This window comes from Kitasatospora sp. NPDC127060 (assembly GCF_042724935.1).
Lineage (GTDB): Bacteria > Actinomycetota > Actinomycetes > Streptomycetales > Streptomycetaceae > Kitasatospora.
The window spans coordinates 1-21,755 of the sequence record NZ_JBHXEG010000116.1; the positions used below are offsets into that span (position 1 = coordinate 1).

Below are 21,755 nucleotides of genomic sequence, written 5' to 3' on the forward strand. Positions count from 1 at the left end.
CGCTCCTGCGGTTGGGCGTCGTCCAACGGCACATATGTGCCACCGGCCTTGAGTACCGCGAGCAGTGCGACCACCAGCGCGGGTGTGCGCTCCAGTAGCACCGCCACCGGTGTCTCCGTGTCGACCCCGGCCTCGGCCAGTCGTCGCGCCAATCCGTTGGCGCGGGCGTTGAGTTCGCCGTAGGTCAGCGTCTCCGGGCCCGCGACCAGCGCGACCGCCTCCGGCGTCGCGGCCGCGCGGGCCTCGAACAGCTCGGGGACCGCGCCGGCCGGCAGCGCGGTGACCGGGCCGTGCCGGTCGGAGAGCAACTGGGCCCGCTCCTGGTCGGTCAACACGTCGACGGCGCCGATGAGTTCGGCCGGGTCGGCGACGATCCGGTCCAGCAGGGCGAGGAAGCGGTCCAGGACGGTGCGTGCCTCGGCGGCGCTGAAGGCGTCCGGCTGGTGGTCCAGGCGCAGTTGCAGGCCGTCGCCCGGGGTGAGGGCGAGCAGCAGCGGGTAGTGGGCGCTGTCGACGTCCTCGACCAGGGTGACGCGGGTGGCGCCGTTCGGGTCGGCGTCGTCCAGGGCGGTCGGGTCCGGGTAGTTGCCGTACACCGTGACGGTGTCGAACAGGCTGCCCAGACCGGTGAGTTGCCGGATCTCGGTGAGGCTGAGGTGCTGGTGGTCCAGCAGCGCGGACTGCTCGTGCTGCAGCCGCAGCAGCAGCTGCCCCCAGGACTCGGCGGGGTCCAGGGTGACCCGCACCGGCACGGTGTTGATGAGCAGGCCCATCATCCGCTCCACGCCCGGCAGGTCGTGCGGCCGGCCGGACACGGTGGTGCCGAACAGCACGTCGTGCCGTCCGGTGAGCCGGGCCAGCAGCACGCCCCAGGCGGCCTGGACGAGGGTGTTGAGGGTGACGCCGTAGCGGCGGGCGGTGCGGCCCAGCGCCTCGGTGGCGGCCGGGGTGAGGCCGGTGTGCAGGCGCAGCGGCAGCTGAGGGGTGGCGGTGGTGCGGGCGGGGGCGAGCAGGGTGGGCTCGTCGGCGCCGGCGAGGGCGCCGGCCCAGGCGGCGCGGGCGGCGGCGCCGTCGCGCCGGGTGATCCAGCGCAGGTACTCGCGGTAGGGCGCGGCCGGGGGCAGCGGCCGGCGGAAGTACAGGGCCCACAGCTCCTCGGCGAACAGCGGGGTGGACCAGCCGTCCAGCAGGATGTGGTGGGCAGCGGCGATCAGCCGGTGCCGGCCGGGGGCGAGGGTGAGCAGGGTGTAGCGCAGCAGCGGCGGCCTGGCGAGGTCGAAGCGGCGGCCGTACTCGGCGGCGGCGATCCGCTCGGCCTCGGCCGCGGGGTCGGGGTGCGCGGTCAGGTCGAGGACGGTGAAGGGCAGTTCGACGTGGTCCGGCACGGCCTGGACGGGCGGGCCGTCGGGGCGCTGGTGGAAGCCGGCCCTGAGGTTGGGCTGGCGCAGCAGCAGGGACTCGGCGGCGGCGCGCAGCCGGTCGGCGTCGACCGGGCCGGTGAGGTCGAAGGTGCAGACGGAGGTGTAGACGTCGGCGCCGTCGGTGTCGTACTCGGTGTGGAAGGCCATGCCCTGCTGGAGCGGGGAGGTGGGCCAGACGTCCACCAGGGCGGCGGGGGCGTGGTGTCCGGCGAGCCGGTCGACCTCGTCCTGGTCGAGGGCGACGAGCGGGAAGTCGGAGGGGGTGTGCCCGCCGGCGTCCGGCCGCCGGGCGTGCTCGGCGAGGGCGTCCAGCGCGGTGAACCAGGCCTCGGCGAGCTCCCGGACCCGCTCCTCGCCGAGCAGTCCGGCGGCCCAGGACCACTGGGCGACCAGCAGTGGGCCCTGCGGGGTGTCGACGGTGGTGGCGTCCAGGCCGAGCACCCGGCCGAGCGCGAGGTCCGGGGCGGCGCCCTCGGTCATCGCCTCGGCGCCGGCCCGCACGGACTCGGCGGTGACGCCCTCGGGCTGGAAGCGGCCCAGGTAGTTGAACTCGACCTGCGGCTCGGCGTACCCGGCCAGTACCTCTGCGGTGGCCGGGTTGAGGTGGCGCAGCAGGCCGTAGCCGATGCCGTTGTCCGGGACGGCGCGCAGCTGTTCCTTCACCCGGCCGAGCGCCCGGCCGAGTTCGGGGCCGGCTGCGGTGACCTCGGCCCAGGACAGCGCCCCGGGGGCGAGCCGTACGGGGTAGACGGAGGTGAACCAGCCGGCGGTGCGGTGCAGGTCGACGCCCTCGACGACCTCCTCCCGGCCGTGGCCCTCGACGTTCAGCAGCACGGCGCCGTCGGGCGCGGCCGGGTGGTCGCCGCGCCAGTGGGTGAGGGCCAGGGCCAGCGCGGTCAGCAGCACGTCGTTGACCTGGGCGTGGTACGCGGCGGTGACGCCGGTCAGCAGCGCCCGGGTGGTCTCGGCGGGCAGCACCAGCCGCAGGGAGGCGCCGGTGGCGTAGGTGTCCTCGGCCGGGTCCAGGGCCCGGGCGCCGAGCAGCGGGTCGGGGGTGGCCAGGGCGGCTCGCCAGTGCGGGAGTTCGGCGGCGCGGCGCTCGGTGCGGGCCTCCGCGGTGAGCCGCTGGGCCCAGCGGCGGAACGAGGTGAGCACCGGCGGCAGCTCCGGCGCGCGGCCCTCCCGGGCGGCGGCGAGCGCGGCGAGCAGGTCCTCCTCGACGATGCGCCAGGTGACGCCGTCCACCACCAGGTGGTGGATCACCAGCAGCAGCCGGGCGGGCTGGTCCGGGCCGGCGTCGAAGCGGACGGCCTGGAGCATCCGGCCGTCCTCGGGCGAGAGCCGGTCGCGGGCGGCGTCGGTGGCGGCGCGCAGGGTGTCCGTGGTGGCGGGGCCGGGAACGCTGCGCAGCAGCTCGGCGGCGGGGACGGCGCCGGGGGCGGGGACGTGCAGGGTCCAGGGGCGCCGGGCGAGCGGGGAGGTTCGGGCGCGCAGCGCGTCGTGGTGGTCCAGCAGGGCCTGCAGGGCGGTGGTCAGGTGCCGGTGGCCGGTGCCGGCCGGGAGGGTGAGCAGGGTGGACTGGTAGAAGCTCTCGACGGCGCCGTGCTGCTCGGACAGCCAGTGCACGATCGGCGTCGGCGGCACCTCGCCGAGGCCGGCCCCGGGTGGCTCGACGGCGACCGGTCCCTCCAACGGGCGGGCGACCAGGGCCAGCGCCTCCACGCTGGGGGCCTCGAAGACCGCGCGGGGGGTGAGTTGCAGCCCGGCGTGCCGGGCCCGGGAGACCAGCTGGATGGCCACGATGGAGTCCCCGCCGAGCTCGAAGAAGGACTCGGTGACCCCGACCCTCGGCAGTCCGAGCACCTCGGCGAACAGCCTGGCCAGGGTGTGCTCCAGCTCCCCGGCCGGGGCCCGGCCGCCCTCCTCGGCGCCGCCGAGGACCGGAGCGGGCAGGGCGCGCTTGTCCACCTTGCCGTTGGGCGTGAGCGGCAGCCGGTCCAGGACGACGACGGTGGGCACCATGTGGTCGGGCAGCAGCTCGGCGCAGTGGGCGCGCAGCTCGTCCGGGTCGGCGGTGCCGACGGTGTAGCCGACCAGCCGGCGCTCGCCCGGGCGGTCCTCGCGGACCATCACCACGGCCTGGCGGACCCCGGGGTGGGCGGAGAGGGTCTGCTCGATCTCGCCGAGCTCCACCCGGAAGCCGCGGATCTTCACCTGGTCGTCGGCCCGGCCGAGGAAGTCCAGCTGGCCGTCCGGGCGGTGGCTGCCGAGGTCGCCGGTGCGGTACATCCGCTCGCCGGGCTCGCCGAAGGGGCAGGCGACGAACCGGTCGGCGGTCAGGCCGGGGCGGCCCAGGTAGCCGCGGGCCAGGTGCGGGCCGGAGACGTACAGCTCGCCGACGGTGCCGGGCTCCACCGGGCGCAGCCGCTCGTCCAGCACGTGGATCCGCACGTCCTGGCAGGGGCGGCCGATCGGGGGCTGCTCGGTGCCGGTGAGCGGCTCGCTCATGGTGACGATGACGGTGGTCTCGGTCGGCCCGTAGCTGTTGAGCATCAGCCGGTCCCGGCCGAGCCGGGCGGCCAGTTCGCGCGGGATGGCCTCGCCGCCGCCGATCAGGGTGCGCAGGGTCGGCAGCGGGACGTCCGGCAGGGTGGCGGCCATCGCGGTGGCGACGTCGGCGTGGGTGATGCCGTGCCGGTCGATCAGCGCGGCCAGCGCCTCGCCGACCAGCTCGCTCTGCTCGCGGGGGAGGACGAGCGCGGCGCCGGTGGTGAGCGCCACGGCCAGGTCGGAGACCGAGACGTCGAAGCTGAGCGAGGCGGCCTGGAGCACCCGGCTGCCGGGGCCGACCCCGGTGGCGGCGACCTGGGTGCCGACCATGCTGGGCAGTCCGGCGTGGGTGACGGCCACGCCCTTGGGCACGCCGGTGGAGCCGGAGGTGTAGATGACGTACGCGGTGTGGTCGGCGCTCAGCGGCCGCACCCGCTCGTCGGCGGTGAACGGGGTGCCGGGCCGTCCGGCGAGGTCGGCGAGGTGCTCGGGGGAGTCGAGCAGTAGCCGGGGGGCACCGGTGTCGGGCAGCCGCTCGGCGGCGCCGGCGGTGCTGAGCACCAGGGCGGCGCGGGAGTCGGTGAGCATGTGGCGCAGCCGCTCGGCCGGGTAGGCCGGGTCGGCGGGCAGCCAGGCCGCGCCGGTCTTGGCCACGGCGAGGATCGCGGCGATCGCCTCGGGGGACTTCGGCAGGGCGAGCGCGACGACGTCCTCGGTGCCCAGGCCGCGGGCGGCGAGCACCCTGGCCAGCCGGTTGGCGCGGGCGTCCAGTTCGGCGTAGCTGAGGATGACGTCCTCGGCGTACAGCGCGGGGGCCTGCGGGGTGCGGGCCACCTGGGCGTCGACCAGCGCGCTGAGGGTGGGGCGCGGGTCGGCGACGGCGGGGGTGACGAGGGTGGTGGGGGCGGCGAGCCGGGTGGCCAGGCCGGCCGGGGTGGGGGCGTCCAGCAGCAGTGGCAGCGGCACCCGGAAGCCGAGTTCGGCGCGCACCCGGGCCAGCAGCCGGACGGCGGCGGGCCGGTCACCGCCGAGGTCGAAGAAGCCCGCCGCGGGGTCGACGGACTCCCGGCCGAGCACCTCCGCGAACAGTCGACACAGCAGCACCTCGGCCGGTCCCGGCCGTGGCTCGGTTCTGTGTGTCTGCTGGTCCCCGGACATGTGACTGTCTCCCTCGTTGCTGCGTGACCGGTGGAGCGTGCGGTGGTGCGGTGTGCTGCGGAGCGGTGGTGCGGTGTGGAGCCCGGCGGAGCGGTCAGTGGCCGGCCAGGTGGGCGACCAGGCTCTTCGGCCGCAGGTCCTGCCAGTGCTGCTCGACGTAGTCCACGCAGTCCTGGCGTCCGGCCGCGCCGAAGACCTGCTGCCAGCCGTCGGGCACCGGGCTGAAGACCGGCCACAGCGAGTGCTGGCCCTCGTCGTTGACCAGGACGAGGTAGTCGGCCTCGGGGTCCTCGAACGGGTTCGCCATCGTCGGTTTCCTCTCTGTCAGGAGAATTACGAAGAGGGGTGAATTTCGTCGTCGCGCGGTGAACGGACTACGTCGACGTACGGTTCGGCGACTTCGCCGCAGTACGGTCACGGACCCCAGCCGGAGTCGTCGCCGTGGACCGCGGAGGGCCCGGCGACGGTGGTGGACGGGTGAGGTGCGGCGTGGGTCTGGAGGCCGATGACGGCGACCAGCAGAACGGTGAGAATCCCCAGCATCTTGTGAATGCGAGCGGCAAGATTCGTCATGGCGAATTCCTCTTCCTGAGGCGGGCGGTGTGTGCGCTCCTCGCTGTGAATGCATCCTGCCGAGGCTCAAACTGGCGTGGAAGCTCTGGCCGTTATCGGGATCACGCAATGCGGGAACCGGAAGCGTGAACAGACTGTGTCAAAAACGGTCAGAACTGATGCAATGAGCACCTGGTTCTGTCAGATCAGTGGTGGGAGGACGGGCTCGCGAAGGCCCGGCCCGGTGGCTGGATCCGCACCCCGGTGGCCGGAAACCCCGTGACTCGGCGGCTGGACGGGCCCTGTGGGTCGGTTGAACAACTCCCTTGTCAGTAGCGGAACTTGATGTTCTACGAAGGTCTCGGCGGATTCGATGCCGGCCTCGGCGGGTCGGATGGCCGGCCTCAGTGCCGGGAGCCCCGGCGCAGCTCCTCGCGGACGGCCGGCCAGTCCCCGGTCCACGGCCGTCGGGCCCCGGCCGGTGACTCCAGGGCCAGGGTCGCCAGGTAGACGCGCTTGAGCGCGGCCCGCTCGTCCCGCACCCGCCCGGCGGCCTGCTCGATCCGGCGCAGCCGCGCGTGCAACCGCTCCAGCGCGCCGCCGCCCGCGAGCAGCCGCCGCGCCTCCGGACCGAACCGGAAGCCGGGCGCCAGCAGCGGCCAGGCCGCCCGCCACACCCGGAACACCTCGCGGTGGCTCGGCCCCCACTCCCGCTCGGCCCGGCCCAGCCGCTCCAGTGCGGCGGGCTCGGTGGGGGCCGTACAGATCTCGTGCAGGGTCCGGGCCAGCGCGCCCCAGTCCTCGCCCGGCGCGTGCCGCAGCGCCGCGTGCAGCAGATGGGCCACCGAGGTGTGCACCACGGTGCGCGGCCAGCGCGCGGACGCCGCCTCGGCCAGGCCCGCGCCCGCGTCGCCGACCAGCACCCAGACCTCGCGCACCCCGCGCTCGGCGAGTCCGGCCAGCACCCGCGGCCAGTGCTCGCCGTCCGTGGCCGGCCACAGGCCCAGCACCTCGCGCAGTCCGTCGGTGGACACCCCCAGCGCCAGGTGCACCAGCGGACCGCCCGAGCGCCCGCTGCGCACCGAGTCGAGGAACACCACCGGGTAGACCGGGTCCAGCGGGCGCCCGCGCCGGTCGGCGAGCTCGTCCAGCACCTGATCGGTGATCACCGAGACGGTCTCCCGGCTGAGTTCCACCCCGTACACCTCGGACAGGTGCGCCACCAGCTCACCCGAACTGAGGCCGCGCGCGGTCAGCGAGACCACCAGTCGGTCGAGGCCGGGCAGCCGGCGCGCCCGGGGGCGGACCGTACGGGGGGCGAAGCTGCCGTCCCGGTCACGCGGCACCCGCACCTCGACCGGTCCGATCTCGGTGAGCAGCCGTCTGGCCCGGGCGCCGTTGGGGCCGTTGGGGCCGTTGGGACTTCCAGGGGCGGCCGGGCCGACGACAGCACCGCGGCCGTTGGCGCCAGCCGGATTGTTCCCGACCGCCGTACCACTGCCCGCCGTACTTCCGCCCGCCGTACTTCCGCCCGCCGGAGTGCCGCCACCGGGCCCGTCGCCGTACAGGTGCTCCTGGAGCTCGATCTCCAGGGCACGCTCGATCAGCTGCTTGGCCAGCGCCTGGAGCAGCCCGCCGTCACCGAGCAACTGCACGGCCCCGGAGCCGACCTGGGCGGCCGCGGCCTCCGCGAGCTGCCGCACCAGCCGCTGGTCCACCAGCGCGGCCGGATCCACGGGAGGAGGCGGATCGGGATCAGCTCGCAACAAGGGTGCCCTCCGTCCGTCGGCCGGCCGGTTCGCCGGCCGTTCGCCCCGGCCACCCGGGCGCGGCGACACGTGCAATGCGGCGGCCATCCGCCCGTTACCACGGCCGGGTACGGTCGTCCTCGCCGTCACCGGCGCGTGCACCGCCACCGCCACCGCCACCGCCCGCCGGACGCCGTTGTCGGGCATGCCCGGTTTCACCGTGAACCGCTGATTTCCGCGCCTTTAGGGCGTACACTCGCGGCTGTCGTGGCCCGGGGGGGATGCGTTCGAACGGCAGGCGAGTTCCATCCTGCCCTTTCGGACGCCTGGCTGTTGCCGGTGCGGGCATTCGTGAAAGCGCAATGCCGAAGCCGGAAGGATGCCCAGATGTGCGTATCCCAGGACACCAACACGGAAAAGGGGACACCCCAACTCTGTGACCGCGGTGTCGAGTTCTACCGCGCCGCCCTCGCCGAGGGCGGCGCCACCGCCGGTCAGGCCCCCGAGTGCCTGCTCAGCATGGGCCTGCTGCGCGCCCTGCCCGGCGCCGGGCAGCGGCTGGCGCCCGTCCCGCCCGACCTCGCGGTCACCGGCCTGACCAGGCCGCTCGAACTCGCCGTCCTGGCCCACCAGGAGCAGCTCGCCGAGCTGCGCACCGCCTTCACCGCCGCCGAACACGCCTACCAGGACGTGATGAGACAGGCCCAGCTCCCGATCCGTCTGCTGGCCGGCGAGGAGATCAACCCAGCCCTGGAGAAGGCCGTCGCCGCCTGCACCGAGGAGCTGCGCACCGCCCAGCCCGGCGGCGGCCGCGGCGCCGAGCAGCTCGCCGACGCCCTCCCGCGCGACCTCGCCCTCGCCGAACGCGGCGTCCGCCAGCGCACCCTCTACCAGCACACCGTGCGCTCGCACGGCCCGACGCTCGCCTACATCGAGCAGGTCAGCGCCCGGGGCGCCCAGGTGCGCACCCTCAACGAGGTCTTCGACCGGGTCATCATCTGCGACCGCTCCACCGCCTTCGTCCCGGCCGGTGCCGACCGCGAGGCCGCCGCGATGCTCATCCAGTTCCCGCCGCTGGTCGAGTACCTGCTCAAGATCTACGAACTGATGTGGGAACGCGCCGAGCCCGTCACCTACCTGGAGGGCCACCACCGGCCCCAGCTGCTCACCGACCGCACCCGGCAGAACGTCCTGCGGCTGATGGTCAACGGCTTCACCGACGAGGCCATCGCCTCCCGCCTCGGCATGAGCACCCGCACCGTCTCCAGCCACATCCAGAAGGCCAGCGAACTCCTCGGCAGCCGCAGCCGCGGTCACCTCGGGTACATCATCGCCCGCGAGGGTGTGCTGGCCGAGCCGCTCGACGACCTCTGACGGTCCCCGCCGCCCCTCCTTCCGGTACGAGGCTTCGGGCAGCGCAGCCTCACCGCGGGCGCCGAGGCCGTCAGCAGGGATCACCATGCCCTCCTCCGCCGCGATCACCTCGCCACCCGGGAACCCGCTCGCGGCCTCGGCCACCGACCCGCCCCGGTCGGCGCCGGGCCGGAGTGGGCGAGGAGCAGCCGGCGGGCCCGGGCACGGGCCGCCCAGGCCCCGGCCTCGGCCGCACTCAGCAGGTGCGGGTCGCGGCCGGGGCCGCGCAGGGTGGCCCCGGCGACGAACAGGTCCGCTTCCGCCGCCCGCCCGCCCGGTCTCCGGCCAGGCCCCGCACGTTCCCAGTACCGTCAGCGCTCGCACCACGCGACGCTCCCGCGCCCGGGCCGCTCCTGCCGAAATCCGGTCGCGCTCCCGGGGGTTCGTCGGCGAAGCTGCCCGGATGCAGCGAGCGAACAACCGGACCGTGACGGTCGACCTCACCCACGGGGACGAGTACTTCGGGGAGTTGGGCCCCTTCGAGGCCGCCGTCGGGTGGTGGTCCTCGATGGACGGCGTCGTCGACCGGGCGACCGAACTGGCCGGCGTGCCGGTGCTGGTGACCAGGCTGGTCGACGGCCACAGCGAGGACCTCGGCCACGGCGGCCGGGTCCGCTACCACGCCGAGGCACTCCGCCGACCGACCACTCTCCGACCCCGCCCCCTGGACGGCGGGACGGCCGCCCGGCTGGGCCCCGGCGACACCCGGCGCGCCGCCTGGGCCACCCCCGAGGGCCTACGGGCGGCGCTGACCTGGGCCGAGGAGCAGCTCGCCGCCCTCGGCCGCCCCGCCGCCGGCGCCGCCCGGCAGATCCGCACCTGGAACCTGTCCGGCCTCTTCCGCCTCCCCACCGCCACCGGCCCCGACGCGTGGCTGAAGACCACCAGCCCGCGCTTCAACGCCCCCGAGGGCGAGGTCATCGCGCTGCTCGGCGGCGTCGACCCCGCGCTGGTACCGACCGTCCTCGCCGCCGACCCGGCCGCCGGGCGGCTGCTGCTCGACCACATCCCCGGCGAGGACTGCTGGACCCCGAGCGAGGCCACCGTGGCGGACGTCGTCCCGCGCTTCGTCGCCGCCCAGGCCGCCCTCGCCGAACACCCCGCCGCCCTCGCCGGCCTGCGCGACCGCACGCCCGCCGCCCTGCACACCCGGCTGCTGGCCCTGCTGGACCGGCTCCCCGCCGAGACCGACCTGACGGTGGAGGAACGCGACCGGCTACGGCGGTTCGCCGCCGGCCTGCCAGCGCTGCTGCGGGACCTGGCCGCCTGCGGGCTGCCCGCTACCCTGCTGCACGGCGACTTCCACCCCGGCAACTGGCGCACCGGGAACGGCAGCCCGGTCGTCGTCGACTACGCCGACGCCTGCCTCGGCCACCCGGCCGAGGACGGCCTGCGCCCCCGCGCCTACCTCACCCCGGAGGCCGGGCGGCACCACACCGAGGTCTGGACGGCGGCCTGGCGCCGGCACGTCCCCGGCTCGGACCCGCAGCGCGCCCTCGAACTCGCCGAACCGCTCCACCACCTGTTCCACGCGCTGCGCTACCAGGAGTTCCTGGACCACATCGAACCCAGCGAACGCCCGTACCACGAGGGCGACCCGGCCGCCCAACTGCGCGCCGCCCTGGCCTGCTGGCGGCCGGCCCACCGGCCGACGGGAGGGCGCGACGCACGCTGATCCCAGGCCGCCCGGCCGCACCGCCCTGCCCGGCCCTGCACCGCCCTGCCCGGCCCTGCCCTGCCCCGCCCTGCCCCGCCCCTGCACTGCCCGGGTGGGACGTACGCCCCCGAACCCGGCGCCCCCGGGTCCGTCCGCGAGGCACGGTCCGAGACTCCCGGCGAGGCCCCAGACGATGCCCATGGCGGCGCCGAGCAGGATCCGGCCGAGGGCCGGCACGAGGAAGTCCGGTGCGAGGGCGCGCAACACGATCGAATGGCTCATCGACTGATGAGCCCGGCTCATCGATCGATGCGGAGTCAGGTCGGGCCGCCCCGGTGTCGTCCTCCTCCGCCGTGACGGTGGCGAGGGCGGCCGACACCGGGCGGTCGCGTCACTCCGCCGGTGCGATCCGGTGCCCGCCGCGGGCCGAGTGCAGGGCCAGCGCCTCGACCGGGCAGAACTCCACCGCTTCGGCCAGCCCGTCCGTCAACTACGCGCCGCCGTCCGCGTACCCGGCCACCGGCCGGGCCAGCCCGTCGGTGCCCAGGGCCAGCGAGTCGGGGGCGCTGAGGGCGCACATCCCGGAGCCGATGCAGCGGTCCCGGTCGACCCGGACCACCACCGCCTCGGCGGCACCGGTCCCCGCCCCGGTGGTGTCGGCGGACCCCGAGGAGCCCGTCACCAGCTGACCCGCAGGGTGTCGGGGCTGCGGGTGAGCAGCCCGCGCCGCCAGTCGATGGTCTCGACCGGCTCGGCCATCCGCAGCGAGGGCAGCCGCCGGGCCAGCCGGTGCAGGGCGAGTTCCAGCTCCATCCGGGCCAGCCAGGCGCCCAGGCAGTGGTGCGGTCCGGCGCCGAAGGTGAGCATCGGCGCGGCCAGCGGGGAGAACAGCTCGGTGCGCAGGTCCCCGGTGAAGACCTCCGGGTCGTGGTTGGCGGAGCCGGTGTCGGCGGCGACGACGCTGCCGGCCGGGATGACCACCCCGCCGATCTCCACCTCCTCCACGGTGCGGCGCAGCAGTCCGGGCATGTGCTCGGCGGCGTCGCCGAGCGGCACCGCGCGCAGGATCTGCTCGGTCGCGGCGGCGGCGCTGGCCTCGTCGGAGGCGAGCCGCTGCCAGGCGTCCCGGCCGTCCTGCAGCAGGTAGACCAGGGCGTTGCCGAGGCTGGTCATGGTGGTCTCGTGACCGGCCACCACCAGGCCGATGACCAGGGCGATCAGCTGCCCCTCGGTGATCGAGCCGTCCTCGGCGGCGGCCGTGAGCAGGCTGCTGACCAGGTCGTCGCCGGGCTCGGCGCGGCGCTCGGCGATCACCTCGGCGCCGAAGGCGGCGAACTCGCTCATCGCGGTGCCGATCGCCTCGGCGCTGTGGGCCGTGGTGGAGAGCGCGTGGTCGCTCCAGTGGGCGAGCCGCTTGCCGTCCAGGTTGTCCAGGCCCATCAGCCGGCTGATCACCGCGACCGGCAGCGGTCGGGTGTAGGCGGCGACGATGTCGACGGGGGAGGCCCGGTCGATCACCTCGTCGATCAGCGCCTCGACCACCGAGGCCACCCAGGGCTTCCAGCGGGCGATCGCCCGCGGGGTGAACGCCCGCTGCACGGTGCGGCGCAGCCGCTGGTGCTCGGTGCCGTCGATGTTCAGCATGCTCTGCGGGTCGTCCAGGATGTTCGGCGTGACCATCAGCGACGGCGCGTCCGGCGCGTAGAGCGGGGCACGGCCCAGCCGGGGGTCGGTAAGCACCTGCCGGACGTCGGCGTGCCGGCTGACCAGCCACACCGGGGTACCGGTGGGCAGCGCGGCCAGTCGCGGCGGGCCGGGTTCGAGGTGGCGCAGGCAGTGCATCGGGGGGAGCGGGGCGGTGCCGGTGCCGGCACCGGTCGCACTGTTCTCGGTGGACATCCGTACTCCAGACTCCAGGGCAGGGACCGCACGGTGCGGCCCGACGGGGGGTGGATCCGGGGTTCGTTGCGGGGACGGGCGGTTCGGCCGGGGCGGCTCGGCTCTGGGCCGGCGGTGCGGGCGGTGCCGGGTGGTTCGGGGTGTGCAGGCGGTTCCGGGCGTGCGGGTGGCGCCGGCGGTGCGGGTGGGCCGGGGACGTCGTCCGCGCGGGGCGCGGGCCCGTGCGCGGGATGGCGCGAAACGTGCGGGAGCGTACGGTCGGTACGCGCCCGGCACGGGCGGCGCGCGGTGGCTTGCCGTCAGGTGGGGCGGGTGTGCTGAGCGTGGTCGCGTGGACCGTCTCTGCTACGACCGTACGTGGACGGCGGGGTGCCCGTCTGCGGCACTTCCAGCCAACGGCGGCGCTTTCCGGGCAGTTCGTTGCGCGCTGACGGGCGCTCAACACCAGTCGCGCGCCCCTCGACCGGACCGCGCCCGGACCGCGCCCGGACCGCGCCGGGTCCGCCCCCGACGCCGGACCGCCACCGACCCGTTCCGCCCGCCCCTGCACCGGTGGCCGACCGGGCGGGCGCTACCCTTCGTAAGCACTCCTTCAGCAGTGCTTCTGAGGCAGGCCCTAGAGGTCTCCCGCAGTCGTTTGTCGCAGGTCACGCCGGGGCAGAGCCGCACCGGCCGACGGAGGTGGAATCGGATGGCCCAGCAGGTCAAGGCAGTCATCGCGCGTGCCAAGGGCGCGCCCGTGGAGGTGACCACGATCGTGGTGCCGGATCCGGGGCCGGGCGAGGCCGTGGTCCGGATCCAGGCGTGCGGCGTCTGCCACACCGACCTCCACTACCGCGAGGGCGGCATCAACGACGAGTTCCCGTTCCTGCTCGGCCACGAGGCCGCGGGCATCGTGGAGTCGGTCGGCGAGGGCGTCACCGAGGTGGAGCCGGGCGACTTCGTCGTCCTCAACTGGCGTGCGGTGTGCGGCCAGTGCCGCGCCTGCAAGCGAGGGCGCGCGCAGTACTGCTTCAACACCCACAACGCCAAGCAGAAGATGACGCTGCTGGACGGCACCGAGCTGTCCCCGGCCCTGGGCATCGGCGCCTTCGCCGAGAAGACCCTGGTCGCGGCCGGCCAGTGCACCAAGGTCGACCCGGCCGCCGACCCGGCCGTCGCCGGCCTGCTGGGCTGCGGCGTGATGGCGGGCCTCGGCGCGGCGATCAACACCGGCAACGTCGGCCGCGGCGACACCGTCGCCGTGATCGGCTGCGGCGGCGTCGGCGGGGCGGCCGTGATGGGCTCCCGGCTGGCGGGCGCGTCGAGGATCATCGCGGTGGACATCGACGACCGCAAGCTGGAGACGGCCCGCACCCTCGGCGCCACCCACACCGTCAACTCCCGCACCACCGACCCGGTCGAGGCCATCCGCGAGCTGACCGGCGGCAACGGCGCGGACGTCGTGGTGGAGGCCGTCGGCCGCCCCGAGACGTACCAGCAGGCCTTCTACGCCCGGGACCTCGCGGGCACCGTCGTCCTGGTCGGCGTGCCGACCCCGGAGATGACCCTGGAACTGCCGCTGCTGGACGTCTTCGGCCGCGGCGGCGCGCTGAAGTCCTCCTGGTACGGCGACTGCCTGCCCTCCCGGGACTTCCCGATGCTGATCGACCTCTACCTCCAGGGCCGCCTGGACCTGCGCGCCTTCGTCACCGAGACGATCGGACTCGACGCCGTCGAGCAGGCCTTCGAGCGCATGCACCACGGCGACGTGCTCCGCTCGGTGGTGGTCCTGTGACCCTCCGAGTGGACCGTCTGGTCACCGCCGGGACGTTCGAACTCGACGGCGGCAGCTGGGAGGTGGAGAACAACGTCTGGATCGTCGGCGACGACGAGGAGGCGGTGGTGATCGACGCCGCGCACGACGCCGAGGCCATCGAGGCCGCGCTCGGCGGGCGCAGGCTGCTGGCGATCGTCTCCACCCACGCGCACAACGACCACATCGACGCCGCCCCGGCCCTGGCCGGGCGCACCGGCGCGCCGATCCTGCTGCACCCGGACGACCTCCCGCTGTGGAAGCTCACCCACCCCGAGCGGCTCCCGGACGGCGAACTCGCCGACGGGCAGCGGATCGCGGTGGCCGGCACCGAACTGACGGTGCTGCACACCCCGGGCCACGCGCCCGGCGCGGTCTGCCTGTACGCGCCCGAACTCGGCACCGTCTTCACCGGCGACACCCTGTTCCACGGCGGCCCGGGCGCGACCGGACGCTCCTTCTCGCACTTCCCGACCATCATCGAGTCGATCCGCGAGCGGCTGCTGTCCCTCCCGGCCGACACCGTGGTGCGCACCGGCCACGGCGACCCGACCACCATCGGCGCCGAGGCCCCGGCCCTGCCGGAGTGGATCGCCCGCGGCCACTGAGTCCGCAGCGGCCGCAGCCGCCCCAGCGGTCTGCGCGGTCTGGGCGGTCTGCGCGGCTTCAGCGGTTCACGCTGCCGCGGCGGTACGGCCCCCAGGGAGTCGATCACTCCCCGGGGCCGTACGATCGCGATCATGGCCCATGACCCGCGCGACCTCGACGACGCCTTCCTCGCCTTCTGGCGCGAGCGGCACATCTCCACCCTGACCACCACCCGCCCCGACGGCACCCCGCACGTGGTGCCGGTCGGTGTGACCTTCGATCCGGCGACGGGCCTCGCCCGGGTGATCACCAGCCGCACCAGCCGCAAGGCCCGCAACGTCGCGGAGGCCGGGCCGGCCGGCCTGCGGGTCGCGGTCTGCCAGGTAGACCGGGCCCGCTGGTCCACCCTGGAGGGCGTCGCGGTGGTACGGGACGAGCCCGAGCAGGTCGCCGACGCCGAGCGGCGCTACGCCGAGCGCTACCGCCCGCCCCGGGAGAACCCGGACCGGGTGGTCATCGAGATCACCGTCGAACGCGTCCTCGGCCGCGCCTGAGCACCACCGGCCCGCTCACGCCGCCGACCTCACGCCGCCGACGTCACCCGCCGGCCTCCACTCGGTCGACGACACCCGCCGATCTCAGCCGGCCGACGTCACTCGGACAGCGCGGGGGCGATCCGGCGCAGCACCGCCGGCCACCCGCGCCCCATGCCCTGGTGGGCCTGCCGGCCCATCGGGATGTTCAGGTCGAACCCGGAGTGCTCCAGCAGCAGTCGGGTCCCGTGCCCCTCGGGCACCAGCCGCCAGGTCACGGTGGTGTCCAGTGACCCCGCGCCGAACGAGTACCGCAGCAGCCGCTCCACCTCCACCGCGACCACCTCGCACGGCTGTTGCCCCCACTGCCCCATGTCCAGGGTGAACCGGTGCCCCACCACCGCCTTCACGTCCCCGGCGGCCCACCACCGCGCGTGCAGCTCCGGATCGGTCAGCGCCTCCCACACCCGCGCCGGCGGGTGCGGCAGGAACTCGTCGCAGTGGATCGCGGCCATCTCGGTCATGAACTCTCCTCGTCCAGGAGCTCGCGCAGCGAACGCATCCGCGCCCGCCAGTAGTGCTCGAAGGGGTGCAGCCACTGCCCGACCTCGGCCAGCGGCGCGGCTTCCAGGTGGTAGTAGCGGTGCCGCCCCCTCGGCTCCTCGCGCACCAGCCGGGCGTTCCGCAGCACCGCCAGGTGCTCGGACACGGCCGGCCGGCTCAGCTCGAACTCCCCCGCCAGCTCCCCGGCCGCCCGCGGCCCCTCCCGCAGGCTCTCCAGCAGCCTGCGCCGCACGGGGTTGGCCAGCGCGCTGAACACATCGACATCCGCCATGCCTCCACCATCCGTCGGAGACTCCCGACATGTCAACTTTTCCCGACGGGTGGCTGTGCTCCCGGGGTGCGGGGTGCGGGGTGCGGGGTGGCAGAGGTGCTGCTCCCGCCGTCCCGCCGCCGAGCGGGTCCGTCGCGAGCGGCACCAGCGCCAGCCACAGCTTCAGCGGCGTCAGCGTCGGACCCGCGTGACACGCTCCGCTGGCTCCAAGGGCAACGCCAAGTGCTGTGACTGGGAACGTCCACCAGGCAGGGCTGATGCATCCCCCGGCACAGATAGGGCGGATCGAGCATGTTGGTCGGGCGTAACCGGTGATCGGTCGATGGTCCCGACGTTGTTCGTCCGGCCGACTCCTCAGTGATCACTGCTGGTGATGTGCGCGCTGGTGATCACCCCATCGGTGACGGTGTAGGTGCCTGTGAACCGTTTCACGGTGCCGTCGGTCTGGGCGGCTTCGATGAAGACGTTCACCGTGCCTGGCACCGTGACGTCGTCCGAGGCGGCCACATCAATCTCCTTGGTGGTGGCGAAGCCGCTGACCCACTGGTCGTACGAGACCTGAGCGATGTTGTAGCCGCCAAGGTTCCAGGCGTCGAGGTAATCCTCGGAGTTCAGATCCTGGTAGTACCGCACCACCACCGCGCGGGGGCCCACGAGCGACGGCGAAGGGGTGGACGAGGTGACCGTCGCCTGGGTCGGGGACGCCGGCGTGATCGTCGCCGCCGGCGAGGTCGTGACCGGCAGGAGAACATTCGGCGCGGGCGGTACGGAGACCGGCGGCTGCCGATCATGGGAGCGCGACAACGCCCAGAGTCCGACGCCGGCCCCGGCGGCGAGCAGGAGCCCGACCATGGCCACGATCAGCGGCCGCAGGAAGGCCCCTCCGGCGGTCGGCTTGTCCGGACGAGACGGCTCCGTCCAGCGCTGCCGGTCCTCGTCCCACTGCCCCACGGCGGCTACCCCAGCCCGCTCAGCTGGGCGATCTGCTGTACGAGGGCCGCAGCTGAGGAGAGCCCCGCCACCGTGCTTGCGCCGAGCTCGAGTCGCTCGCGCAGCCGCTGGAGCCGGTCGCGCCTCACCAGTCCCGTCGTGGTGATCTCCTCCTCGGCCTCGTCGAGCTGGGCACCGAGCGCCGATGTCTCCTCGCCAGGGCCCGCCAGGAGCAATTGCCCGCGAAGGACTCGCACGGCGGCCAACAGCTCGGAAGGCGCTTCGATCGCTTGGACCGAGTTGTCGAGCGCCTGGGCCCCCGGCCCCGAAGCCGCCGCACCACCGGTCATCACGGAGACACTGATGCCGCCGGGAGCAGCCGGAAGCGGCACCGGCGGCCAGTGGCCGGCCGGCGGCTCCACCGGACCGTCGGTGCGGTAGGACCGGTCCTCGGCACGAGCCGATGCCCCGGCAGCCACGGCTCCGCCTGTCAGCACACCGATGCTGATGCCGCCTGCCGTCCCCTGCGCAGGTGGCGGGTCGACCGCCGCCGGATCTGTCCCCTCCGCGTTCTCCTCACCGCGGGAAGCTGACGTCATGGCATGTCCCCCTTCATGTCCGTGGCACTCACGTGACGTGCCGAGGCCCAGTTGCCCGTGGCGACCGCGCCTCCGCTCATCCCTCCGATGAACACCCCGCCCCCGCTCACGTTGATGATGTACTGCTGGAACTCGCCGGTCTCGTAGCCCTTCTGACGCAAGGCGTCCTCCACCCCGCTGGCAATCCGGTCCTGCAGCGTCCGTACGTACCGGCTGATGTCCATCTCCTGGAACAACGACAGGTCACTCACGCTGCCCAACTCCCGCACCGACGCGGCGGGAGCGTCGAGCGGCGCCCGGTCCGGCATGGTCAGCCAGACCCGAAGGAGCGAGACCGTGGTGACGATCAGCGAGGCACCGGCAGCGGGGTTCGCCGCCGGGCTGACGAACAGGCCGGACAGGGCCTGGCGCAGCAGACCACCGGTGCCACTGGCCGCGACCACATCCACGGAGCCGAACTCGTGCCGGACCGGGGCGAGTACGTGCGGGACGACCTCCAGTACCAGCATCCCGCCCTGCGTGTGCACACGGACCAGGAGGGAAATACCGATCCGCTCGTCCCATGCTCCGACCCGGATGCGCAGGAAGTGCCGGCGCGCCTCGCCGCCTTCACCGACAGCGCCGTTGACCTGCTGCCGGATCTGGGCGGGCTGGAACTCGAGCTGGCTCCGGGACAGGCCGACCGGCATGTAGACCACTTCGTCGATCTCGATCGAGCGCAGGCGATCGCGACTGGCGGCCGCGGCCGACGTGGCCAGAGCTTCGAGACGAGGCCTGATCAGGTCGATGACCTCACGAGCGGTGAGCGCCCCGGCCTGGGGAGACTGCCCCGCCTTGCTCCGCAGCTCCGTGACGACCGACCAGGGCTTGTACGGTTCACCGGCGCCGACGAACGGCTTGAACGGGTCGTAGATCACCATGCCGGCGTGCTGCTCCCGGTCGATGGCCGCACCGATGCGTTGGTACTGGGCACTGTCCGGCAACTTCGCACGGGGTTCCGTGGCGAAGGCGGCCCGGCTGAGGCTGCGGCGCATCACGGACACCACTTGCGCGCGGTACGCCTGCACGGGCAGCACCAGCAGCGCGGGGAACACCAGCGCCGCCCAGGCGTCGGCGCCCCTGAACAGCGCGAAGACGGCAAGCGCCCAGTAGGCCACCGTCAGCAAGAACCGCCCCAGCGGCACCAGCACTCTCTTCAGCAGTGCTCTCTTCAGCGTGCCGCGAGTGGCCTCCTTGATGACCGAACGGCCGAGAATGAAGATCGCGAACGGCATGCCCTGCTCCGCCCACGACGCCCCGCAGACCAGCATGTAGGCGGCGAACCAGGGGATGGGCAGCAGCACCTCCTCCGAGCCGATCCCGACCAGCCCGAACCCGATGAACCCCGCCCAGGCCACCAGGAGGTACAACGCGGCCTGCGCCTCCTGGCGGCGGGACCGATGCGCGTGTGCAAGTACCTGCAAAGCGTCGAACCCGAGCGAGGGAGCCACCGGCCGCTCCTCGTGCTCCACCAACTGCTCGATGACGCGCTGACGGAACACCCCGTCGAAGTAGACGCCCGCGCAGAGCAGCCGGGTGGCCTCGCTGCGGGTGTGCTGCGGCTCGGTGGCCGACGACAGCGAAGCAAACCTGCTGTAGGTGGTCACGCATCCCCCGATGCTCGAACTACCCAGCCACGAAACGCTTGTGAGTGCGTTTCAGCAGACAGTATGACGCCCCTCCTCTTGGCCCGGAAGGGAACGGAGAAGCAACAGTCAATGCTCCAGAGCTCCAACCGACTCTCCGACAGCACCAGTTGTTCACCTCAGCAAGCCCCGGTCACCCCAGTGCGCGCCTGCTGAGGGCACACCATCGAGGAGTCCTTGGCTTTCAAGGCGACGCCCTCGCCGACCGCGCCGCAGGTCCTGCGTCCTGGACCGGGCTCCTGTGTCACTCGCAAGATCGCTGCCGTGAGAGGCGACGGTCTCGTTCGGGGGTCATGGCGGATGCCGAGCGGTTACCCGTCGAGGGGGATGGTGGCGAGGGTGTCCCAGTCGATCTGCCAGGCGGGGTGGTCGGTGCCGGCGACGGCGCTGCGCAGCCGGTCCGCGAGGCGCCGCTGCCCGGCCGGGCCGGGTCGGTTCCGTCCGGGATCAGCCGAACGGGTGAGTCTGGGTGCGGGGCGGTACGGGAGGGCCGTCAGTGGGAGCGCAGGGCGAGGACGAGGTCGCGCGGCAGCCCGTGGGTGTCGTGGAGGTAGTGGAGGTCGTCCTCGCTGAGCGGGCCGCGGAAGCGGGGGCGGGAGAGGATCCGCCGGCCGCGGTGCAGGAGGCGGTCGAAGCGGTGCTCCTCGTCCAGCAGGACCTGGCGGACGGTCTCGGGCCGCACGTCCTGGCGGAAGCGGTCCAGGGTGTGCCGGACCAGTTCGTCCGGCAGATCGCCGAGGCCGCGCTGGGGGTCGTCACGGCGCAGCACGGTGAGCACCCGGCGCACCAGGCGGCGGAGCACGTAGCCGTGACCGGTGGGGGACGGGCGGACGCCGTCGCCGATGACGACCACGGCCGAGCGCAGGTGGTCGCTGACCAGGCGCAGGGACGGTTCGTCGAGCTGCCACAGGGTCGGGACCAGGCGGCGCCAGGGGTCGAAGACGTCGCACTCGAAGACCGAGGAGCGGCCCTGGAGCAGCGAGGAGAGCCGTTCCAGTCCGAGCCCGGTGTCCACGTTGCGCTGGGGGAGCGGGACGAGCGAGCCGTCGTCGAGCCGCCGGTGGCGCATCATCACGTGGTTCCACACCTCCACCCAGCGGTCGTCCCGGGTGGGGGTGGACTCGGGCGGGGTGTCGCCGGTCCACAGGAAGATCTCCGAGTCGGGGCCGCACGGGCCGGTCGGGCCGTTGGACCACCAGTTGTCCTCGACGGTGAGCTCCACCGGGACCCGGCGGTCCTGCCACAGCTCCAGCGAGCCGGTGTCCGGGCCGGTCCGGTCGTCGCCGCCGAAGACGGTGACGTGCAGCCGGCCCGGGTCGATGCCGAGCCCGTCGGTGAGCAGCCCGTAGCCCCAGTCGAGGCTCTGCGGGCCCTCGTAGTCGCCGAGGGACCAGCTGCCGAGCATCTCGAAGACGGTGAGGTGGGTGCGGTCGCCGACCTCGTCGAGGTCGGTGGTGCGCAGGCAGCGCTGGAGGTTCACCAGCCGTCGGCCGAGCGGGTGCGGGCGCCCCTCCAGGTACGGGGTGAGGGGGTGCATGCCGGAGGTGGTGAACAGCACCTGGTCCCCGGGCGGGGGCAGCAGGGTGGAGCCGGTGATCCGGCGGTGGCCGCGCTCCTCGAAGTACTCGGTGAAGACGCGGACGAGCTGGTCGGTGTTCATGGCGGTGGCTCCTCGGGGGCCGGAGAGGCAGCGCCGGAGAACGGGACCGCGCGATCATCGGGCCGAGGAGGGAACACCTCGGAGCCACCACCGGCGGACCGTTTCCGGTCGCCGGGGGAGGGGTACGTCAGGCGGCGGCAACCGGCGAGCTGGTCGCTCGCGCGGCTGCGGTGGTGCTTCGATCCATGACGTCCATGCCTCCGAGGCTACCTCCGGGGGCGCCGGCCGGGCCAGCCGTTTTTACGGCCGCCGGCCCGGGCCGGCGGGGAGGCCCATGGGAAGGGCCCATGGGAAGGGTGTGCTGCTCCTGACCGGCCGATCCCGAGCGCCCACGAGCCGCTGGGGGCTTCGCTCAGGCGGACTTGACGGTGCGGAACCTCTCGCCGCCGACCGCCCAGCGGCCCCGGCGCATCACGGCGACCAGGTGGTAGCTGTCGGAGTCGACCACGACCAGGTCGGCGAGCTTGCCGGTCTCCAGCGAGCCGGTCGAGTCGGCCAGACCGAGCAGCCGCGCCGGGGTGGTGGACAACGACTCGACGGCCTGGTTGAGCGTCAACCCGTGGTCCAGCAGCGTCCGTTGGAACACCCGGTCCAGGGTGAGGGTCGACCCGGCGATGGAGCTGCCGTCGGGGAGCATGGCGACGCCGTTCTTGACCTGGACCTGGAGGGGGCCGAGGGGGTAGAGGCCGTCGCCCATGCCGGCGGCGCCCATGGCGTCGGTGATCAGGGCGA

At 73.9% G+C, this 21,755-nt stretch carries 18 protein-coding genes; 5 read left to right on the top strand and 13 right to left on the bottom strand.

Translation table 11 applies throughout. The annotated features are described in order from the left end of the window. The 4 genes from ACFWIS_RS37575 to ACFWIS_RS37590 all read right to left on the bottom strand — a co-directional run. The coding region (locus ACFWIS_RS37575) for an amino acid adenylation domain-containing protein (RefSeq protein WP_380462286.1) at positions 1-5,129 on the bottom strand (5,129 nt) is incomplete at its 3' end. A 94-nt stretch (positions 5,130-5,223) separates the two neighbouring features. Next, positions 5,224-5,436, bottom strand: coding sequence for an MbtH family protein (locus ACFWIS_RS37580; RefSeq protein ID WP_380462285.1), 213 nt, complete (start codon positions 5,434-5,436; stop codon positions 5,224-5,226). Between the two features lie 107 nt (positions 5,437-5,543). Beyond that, a complete protein-coding gene (locus ACFWIS_RS37585) occupies positions 5,544-5,702 on the bottom strand; it encodes a hypothetical protein (RefSeq protein ID WP_380462284.1) in 159 nt (52 codons plus the stop codon). 383 nt (positions 5,703-6,085) lie between these two features. Next, positions 6,086-7,417, bottom strand: a complete 1,332-nt coding sequence (locus ACFWIS_RS37590) for an IS256 family transposase (protein WP_380462283.1) — start codon at positions 7,415-7,417, stop codon at positions 6,086-6,088. Between the two features lie 399 nt (positions 7,418-7,816). Between ACFWIS_RS37590 and ACFWIS_RS37595 the strand changes: the two genes are divergently transcribed. Together ACFWIS_RS37595 and ACFWIS_RS37600 are read left to right on the top strand one after the other, a co-directional pair. After that, positions 7,817-8,803 (top strand): LuxR C-terminal-related transcriptional regulator, encoded by a 987-nt coding sequence (locus tag ACFWIS_RS37595; RefSeq protein WP_380462282.1) that lies wholly within the window; start codon positions 7,817-7,819, stop codon positions 8,801-8,803. Between the two features lie 442 nt (positions 8,804-9,245). Then, positions 9,246-10,517, top strand: coding sequence for a phosphotransferase family protein (locus tag ACFWIS_RS37600; protein ID WP_380462281.1), 1,272 nt, complete (start codon positions 9,246-9,248; stop codon positions 10,515-10,517). A gap of 472 nt (positions 10,518-10,989) precedes the next feature. On the opposite strand, the gene ACFWIS_RS37605 is transcribed toward ACFWIS_RS37600, so the two are convergent. Both ACFWIS_RS37605 and ACFWIS_RS37610 read right to left on the bottom strand, forming a co-directional pair. Then, positions 10,990-11,181 (bottom strand): ferredoxin, encoded by a 192-nt coding sequence (locus ACFWIS_RS37605; protein WP_380462280.1) that lies wholly within the window; start codon positions 11,179-11,181, stop codon positions 10,990-10,992. Next, positions 11,178-12,398, bottom strand: a complete 1,221-nt coding sequence (locus ACFWIS_RS37610) for a cytochrome P450 (RefSeq protein WP_380462279.1) — start codon at positions 12,396-12,398, stop codon at positions 11,178-11,180. The genes ACFWIS_RS37605 and ACFWIS_RS37610 overlap by 4 nt, the downstream gene beginning before the upstream one ends. A gap of 691 nt (positions 12,399-13,089) precedes the next feature. On the opposite strand from ACFWIS_RS37610, the gene ACFWIS_RS37615 reads away from it, so the two are divergent. The 3 genes from ACFWIS_RS37615 (at position 13,090) to ACFWIS_RS37625 (ending at position 15,335) form a co-directional block, all read left to right on the top strand. After that, positions 13,090-14,175, top strand: a complete 1,086-nt coding sequence (locus tag ACFWIS_RS37615; protein WP_380462278.1) for an S-(hydroxymethyl)mycothiol dehydrogenase — start codon at positions 13,090-13,092, stop codon at positions 14,173-14,175. Continuing rightward, positions 14,172-14,801: an MBL fold metallo-hydrolase gene (locus ACFWIS_RS37620; RefSeq protein WP_380462277.1), complete on the top strand. Its 630-nt coding sequence runs from the start codon at positions 14,172-14,174 to the stop codon at positions 14,799-14,801. Before ACFWIS_RS37615 ends, ACFWIS_RS37620 begins: the two co-directional genes overlap by 4 nt. Positions 14,802-14,933: 132 nt before the next feature. Then, positions 14,934-15,335, top strand: coding sequence for a pyridoxamine 5'-phosphate oxidase family protein (locus ACFWIS_RS37625; RefSeq protein WP_380462276.1), 402 nt, complete (start codon positions 14,934-14,936; stop codon positions 15,333-15,335). A gap of 98 nt (positions 15,336-15,433) precedes the next feature. Here ACFWIS_RS37625 and ACFWIS_RS37630 read toward each other — a convergent pair whose 3' ends face one another. From ACFWIS_RS37630 to ACFWIS_RS37660, 7 genes are all read right to left on the bottom strand, one after another. Then, complete coding sequence (locus tag ACFWIS_RS37630) at positions 15,434-15,838, bottom strand: SRPBCC domain-containing protein (protein WP_380462275.1); 405 nt, start codon at positions 15,836-15,838, stop codon at positions 15,434-15,436. Next, positions 15,835-16,149: a metalloregulator ArsR/SmtB family transcription factor gene (locus ACFWIS_RS37635; RefSeq protein ID WP_380462274.1), complete on the bottom strand. Its 315-nt coding sequence runs from the start codon at positions 16,147-16,149 to the stop codon at positions 15,835-15,837. The genes ACFWIS_RS37630 and ACFWIS_RS37635 overlap by 4 nt, the downstream gene beginning before the upstream one ends. 354 nt (positions 16,150-16,503) lie before the next feature. Further along, positions 16,504-17,100, bottom strand: coding sequence for a hypothetical protein (locus ACFWIS_RS37640; protein WP_380462273.1), 597 nt, complete (start codon positions 17,098-17,100; stop codon positions 16,504-16,506). Between the two features lie 5 nt (positions 17,101-17,105). Next, positions 17,106-17,678, bottom strand: a complete 573-nt coding sequence (locus ACFWIS_RS37645; RefSeq protein WP_380462272.1) for a hypothetical protein — start codon at positions 17,676-17,678, stop codon at positions 17,106-17,108. Then, positions 17,675-19,324 carry a hypothetical protein gene (locus tag ACFWIS_RS37650; RefSeq protein ID WP_380462271.1) on the bottom strand — a complete coding sequence of 550 codons (1,650 nt, stop codon included), beginning with the start codon at positions 19,322-19,324 and terminating at the stop codon, positions 17,675-17,677. Before ACFWIS_RS37650 ends, ACFWIS_RS37645 begins: the two co-directional genes overlap by 4 nt. Positions 19,325-19,856: 532 nt before the next feature. Then, positions 19,857-21,023, bottom strand: a complete 1,167-nt coding sequence (locus ACFWIS_RS37655; protein WP_380462270.1) for an alanine--tRNA ligase-related protein — start codon at positions 21,021-21,023, stop codon at positions 19,857-19,859. 352 nt (positions 21,024-21,375) lie between these two features. After that, a partial coding sequence (locus ACFWIS_RS37660) for an amidohydrolase family protein (RefSeq protein WP_380524242.1) occupies positions 21,376-21,755 on the bottom strand: 380 nt, incomplete at its 5' end.

Coding starts and splice junctions, on each gene's coding strand:
- ACFWIS_RS37625 (WP_380462276.1), top strand. CDS start 14,934: ATGGCCCATGACCCGCGCGACCTCGACGACGCCTTCCTCGCCTTCTGG.
- ACFWIS_RS37630 (WP_380462275.1), bottom strand. CDS start 15,838: ATGACCGAGATGGCCGCGATCCACTGCGACGAGTTCCTGCCGCACCCG.
- ACFWIS_RS37645 (WP_380462272.1), bottom strand. CDS start 17,678: ATGACGTCAGCTTCCCGCGGTGAGGAGAACGCGGAGGGGACAGATCCG.
- ACFWIS_RS37600 (WP_380462281.1), top strand. CDS start 9,246: ATGCAGCGAGCGAACAACCGGACCGTGACGGTCGACCTCACCCACGGG.
- ACFWIS_RS37585 (WP_380462284.1), bottom strand. CDS start 5,702: ATGACGAATCTTGCCGCTCGCATTCACAAGATGCTGGGGATTCTCACC.
- ACFWIS_RS37635 (WP_380462274.1), bottom strand. CDS start 16,149: ATGGCGGATGTCGATGTGTTCAGCGCGCTGGCCAACCCCGTGCGGCGC.
- ACFWIS_RS37580 (WP_380462285.1), bottom strand. CDS start 5,436: ATGGCGAACCCGTTCGAGGACCCCGAGGCCGACTACCTCGTCCTGGTC.
- ACFWIS_RS37655 (WP_380462270.1), bottom strand. CDS start 21,023: ATGAACACCGACCAGCTCGTCCGCGTCTTCACCGAGTACTTCGAGGAG.
- ACFWIS_RS37610 (WP_380462279.1), bottom strand. CDS start 12,398: ATGTCCACCGAGAACAGTGCGACCGGTGCCGGCACCGGCACCGCCCCG.
- ACFWIS_RS37615 (WP_380462278.1), top strand. CDS start 13,090: ATGGCCCAGCAGGTCAAGGCAGTCATCGCGCGTGCCAAGGGCGCGCCC.
- ACFWIS_RS37595 (WP_380462282.1), top strand. CDS start 7,817: ATGTGCGTATCCCAGGACACCAACACGGAAAAGGGGACACCCCAACTC.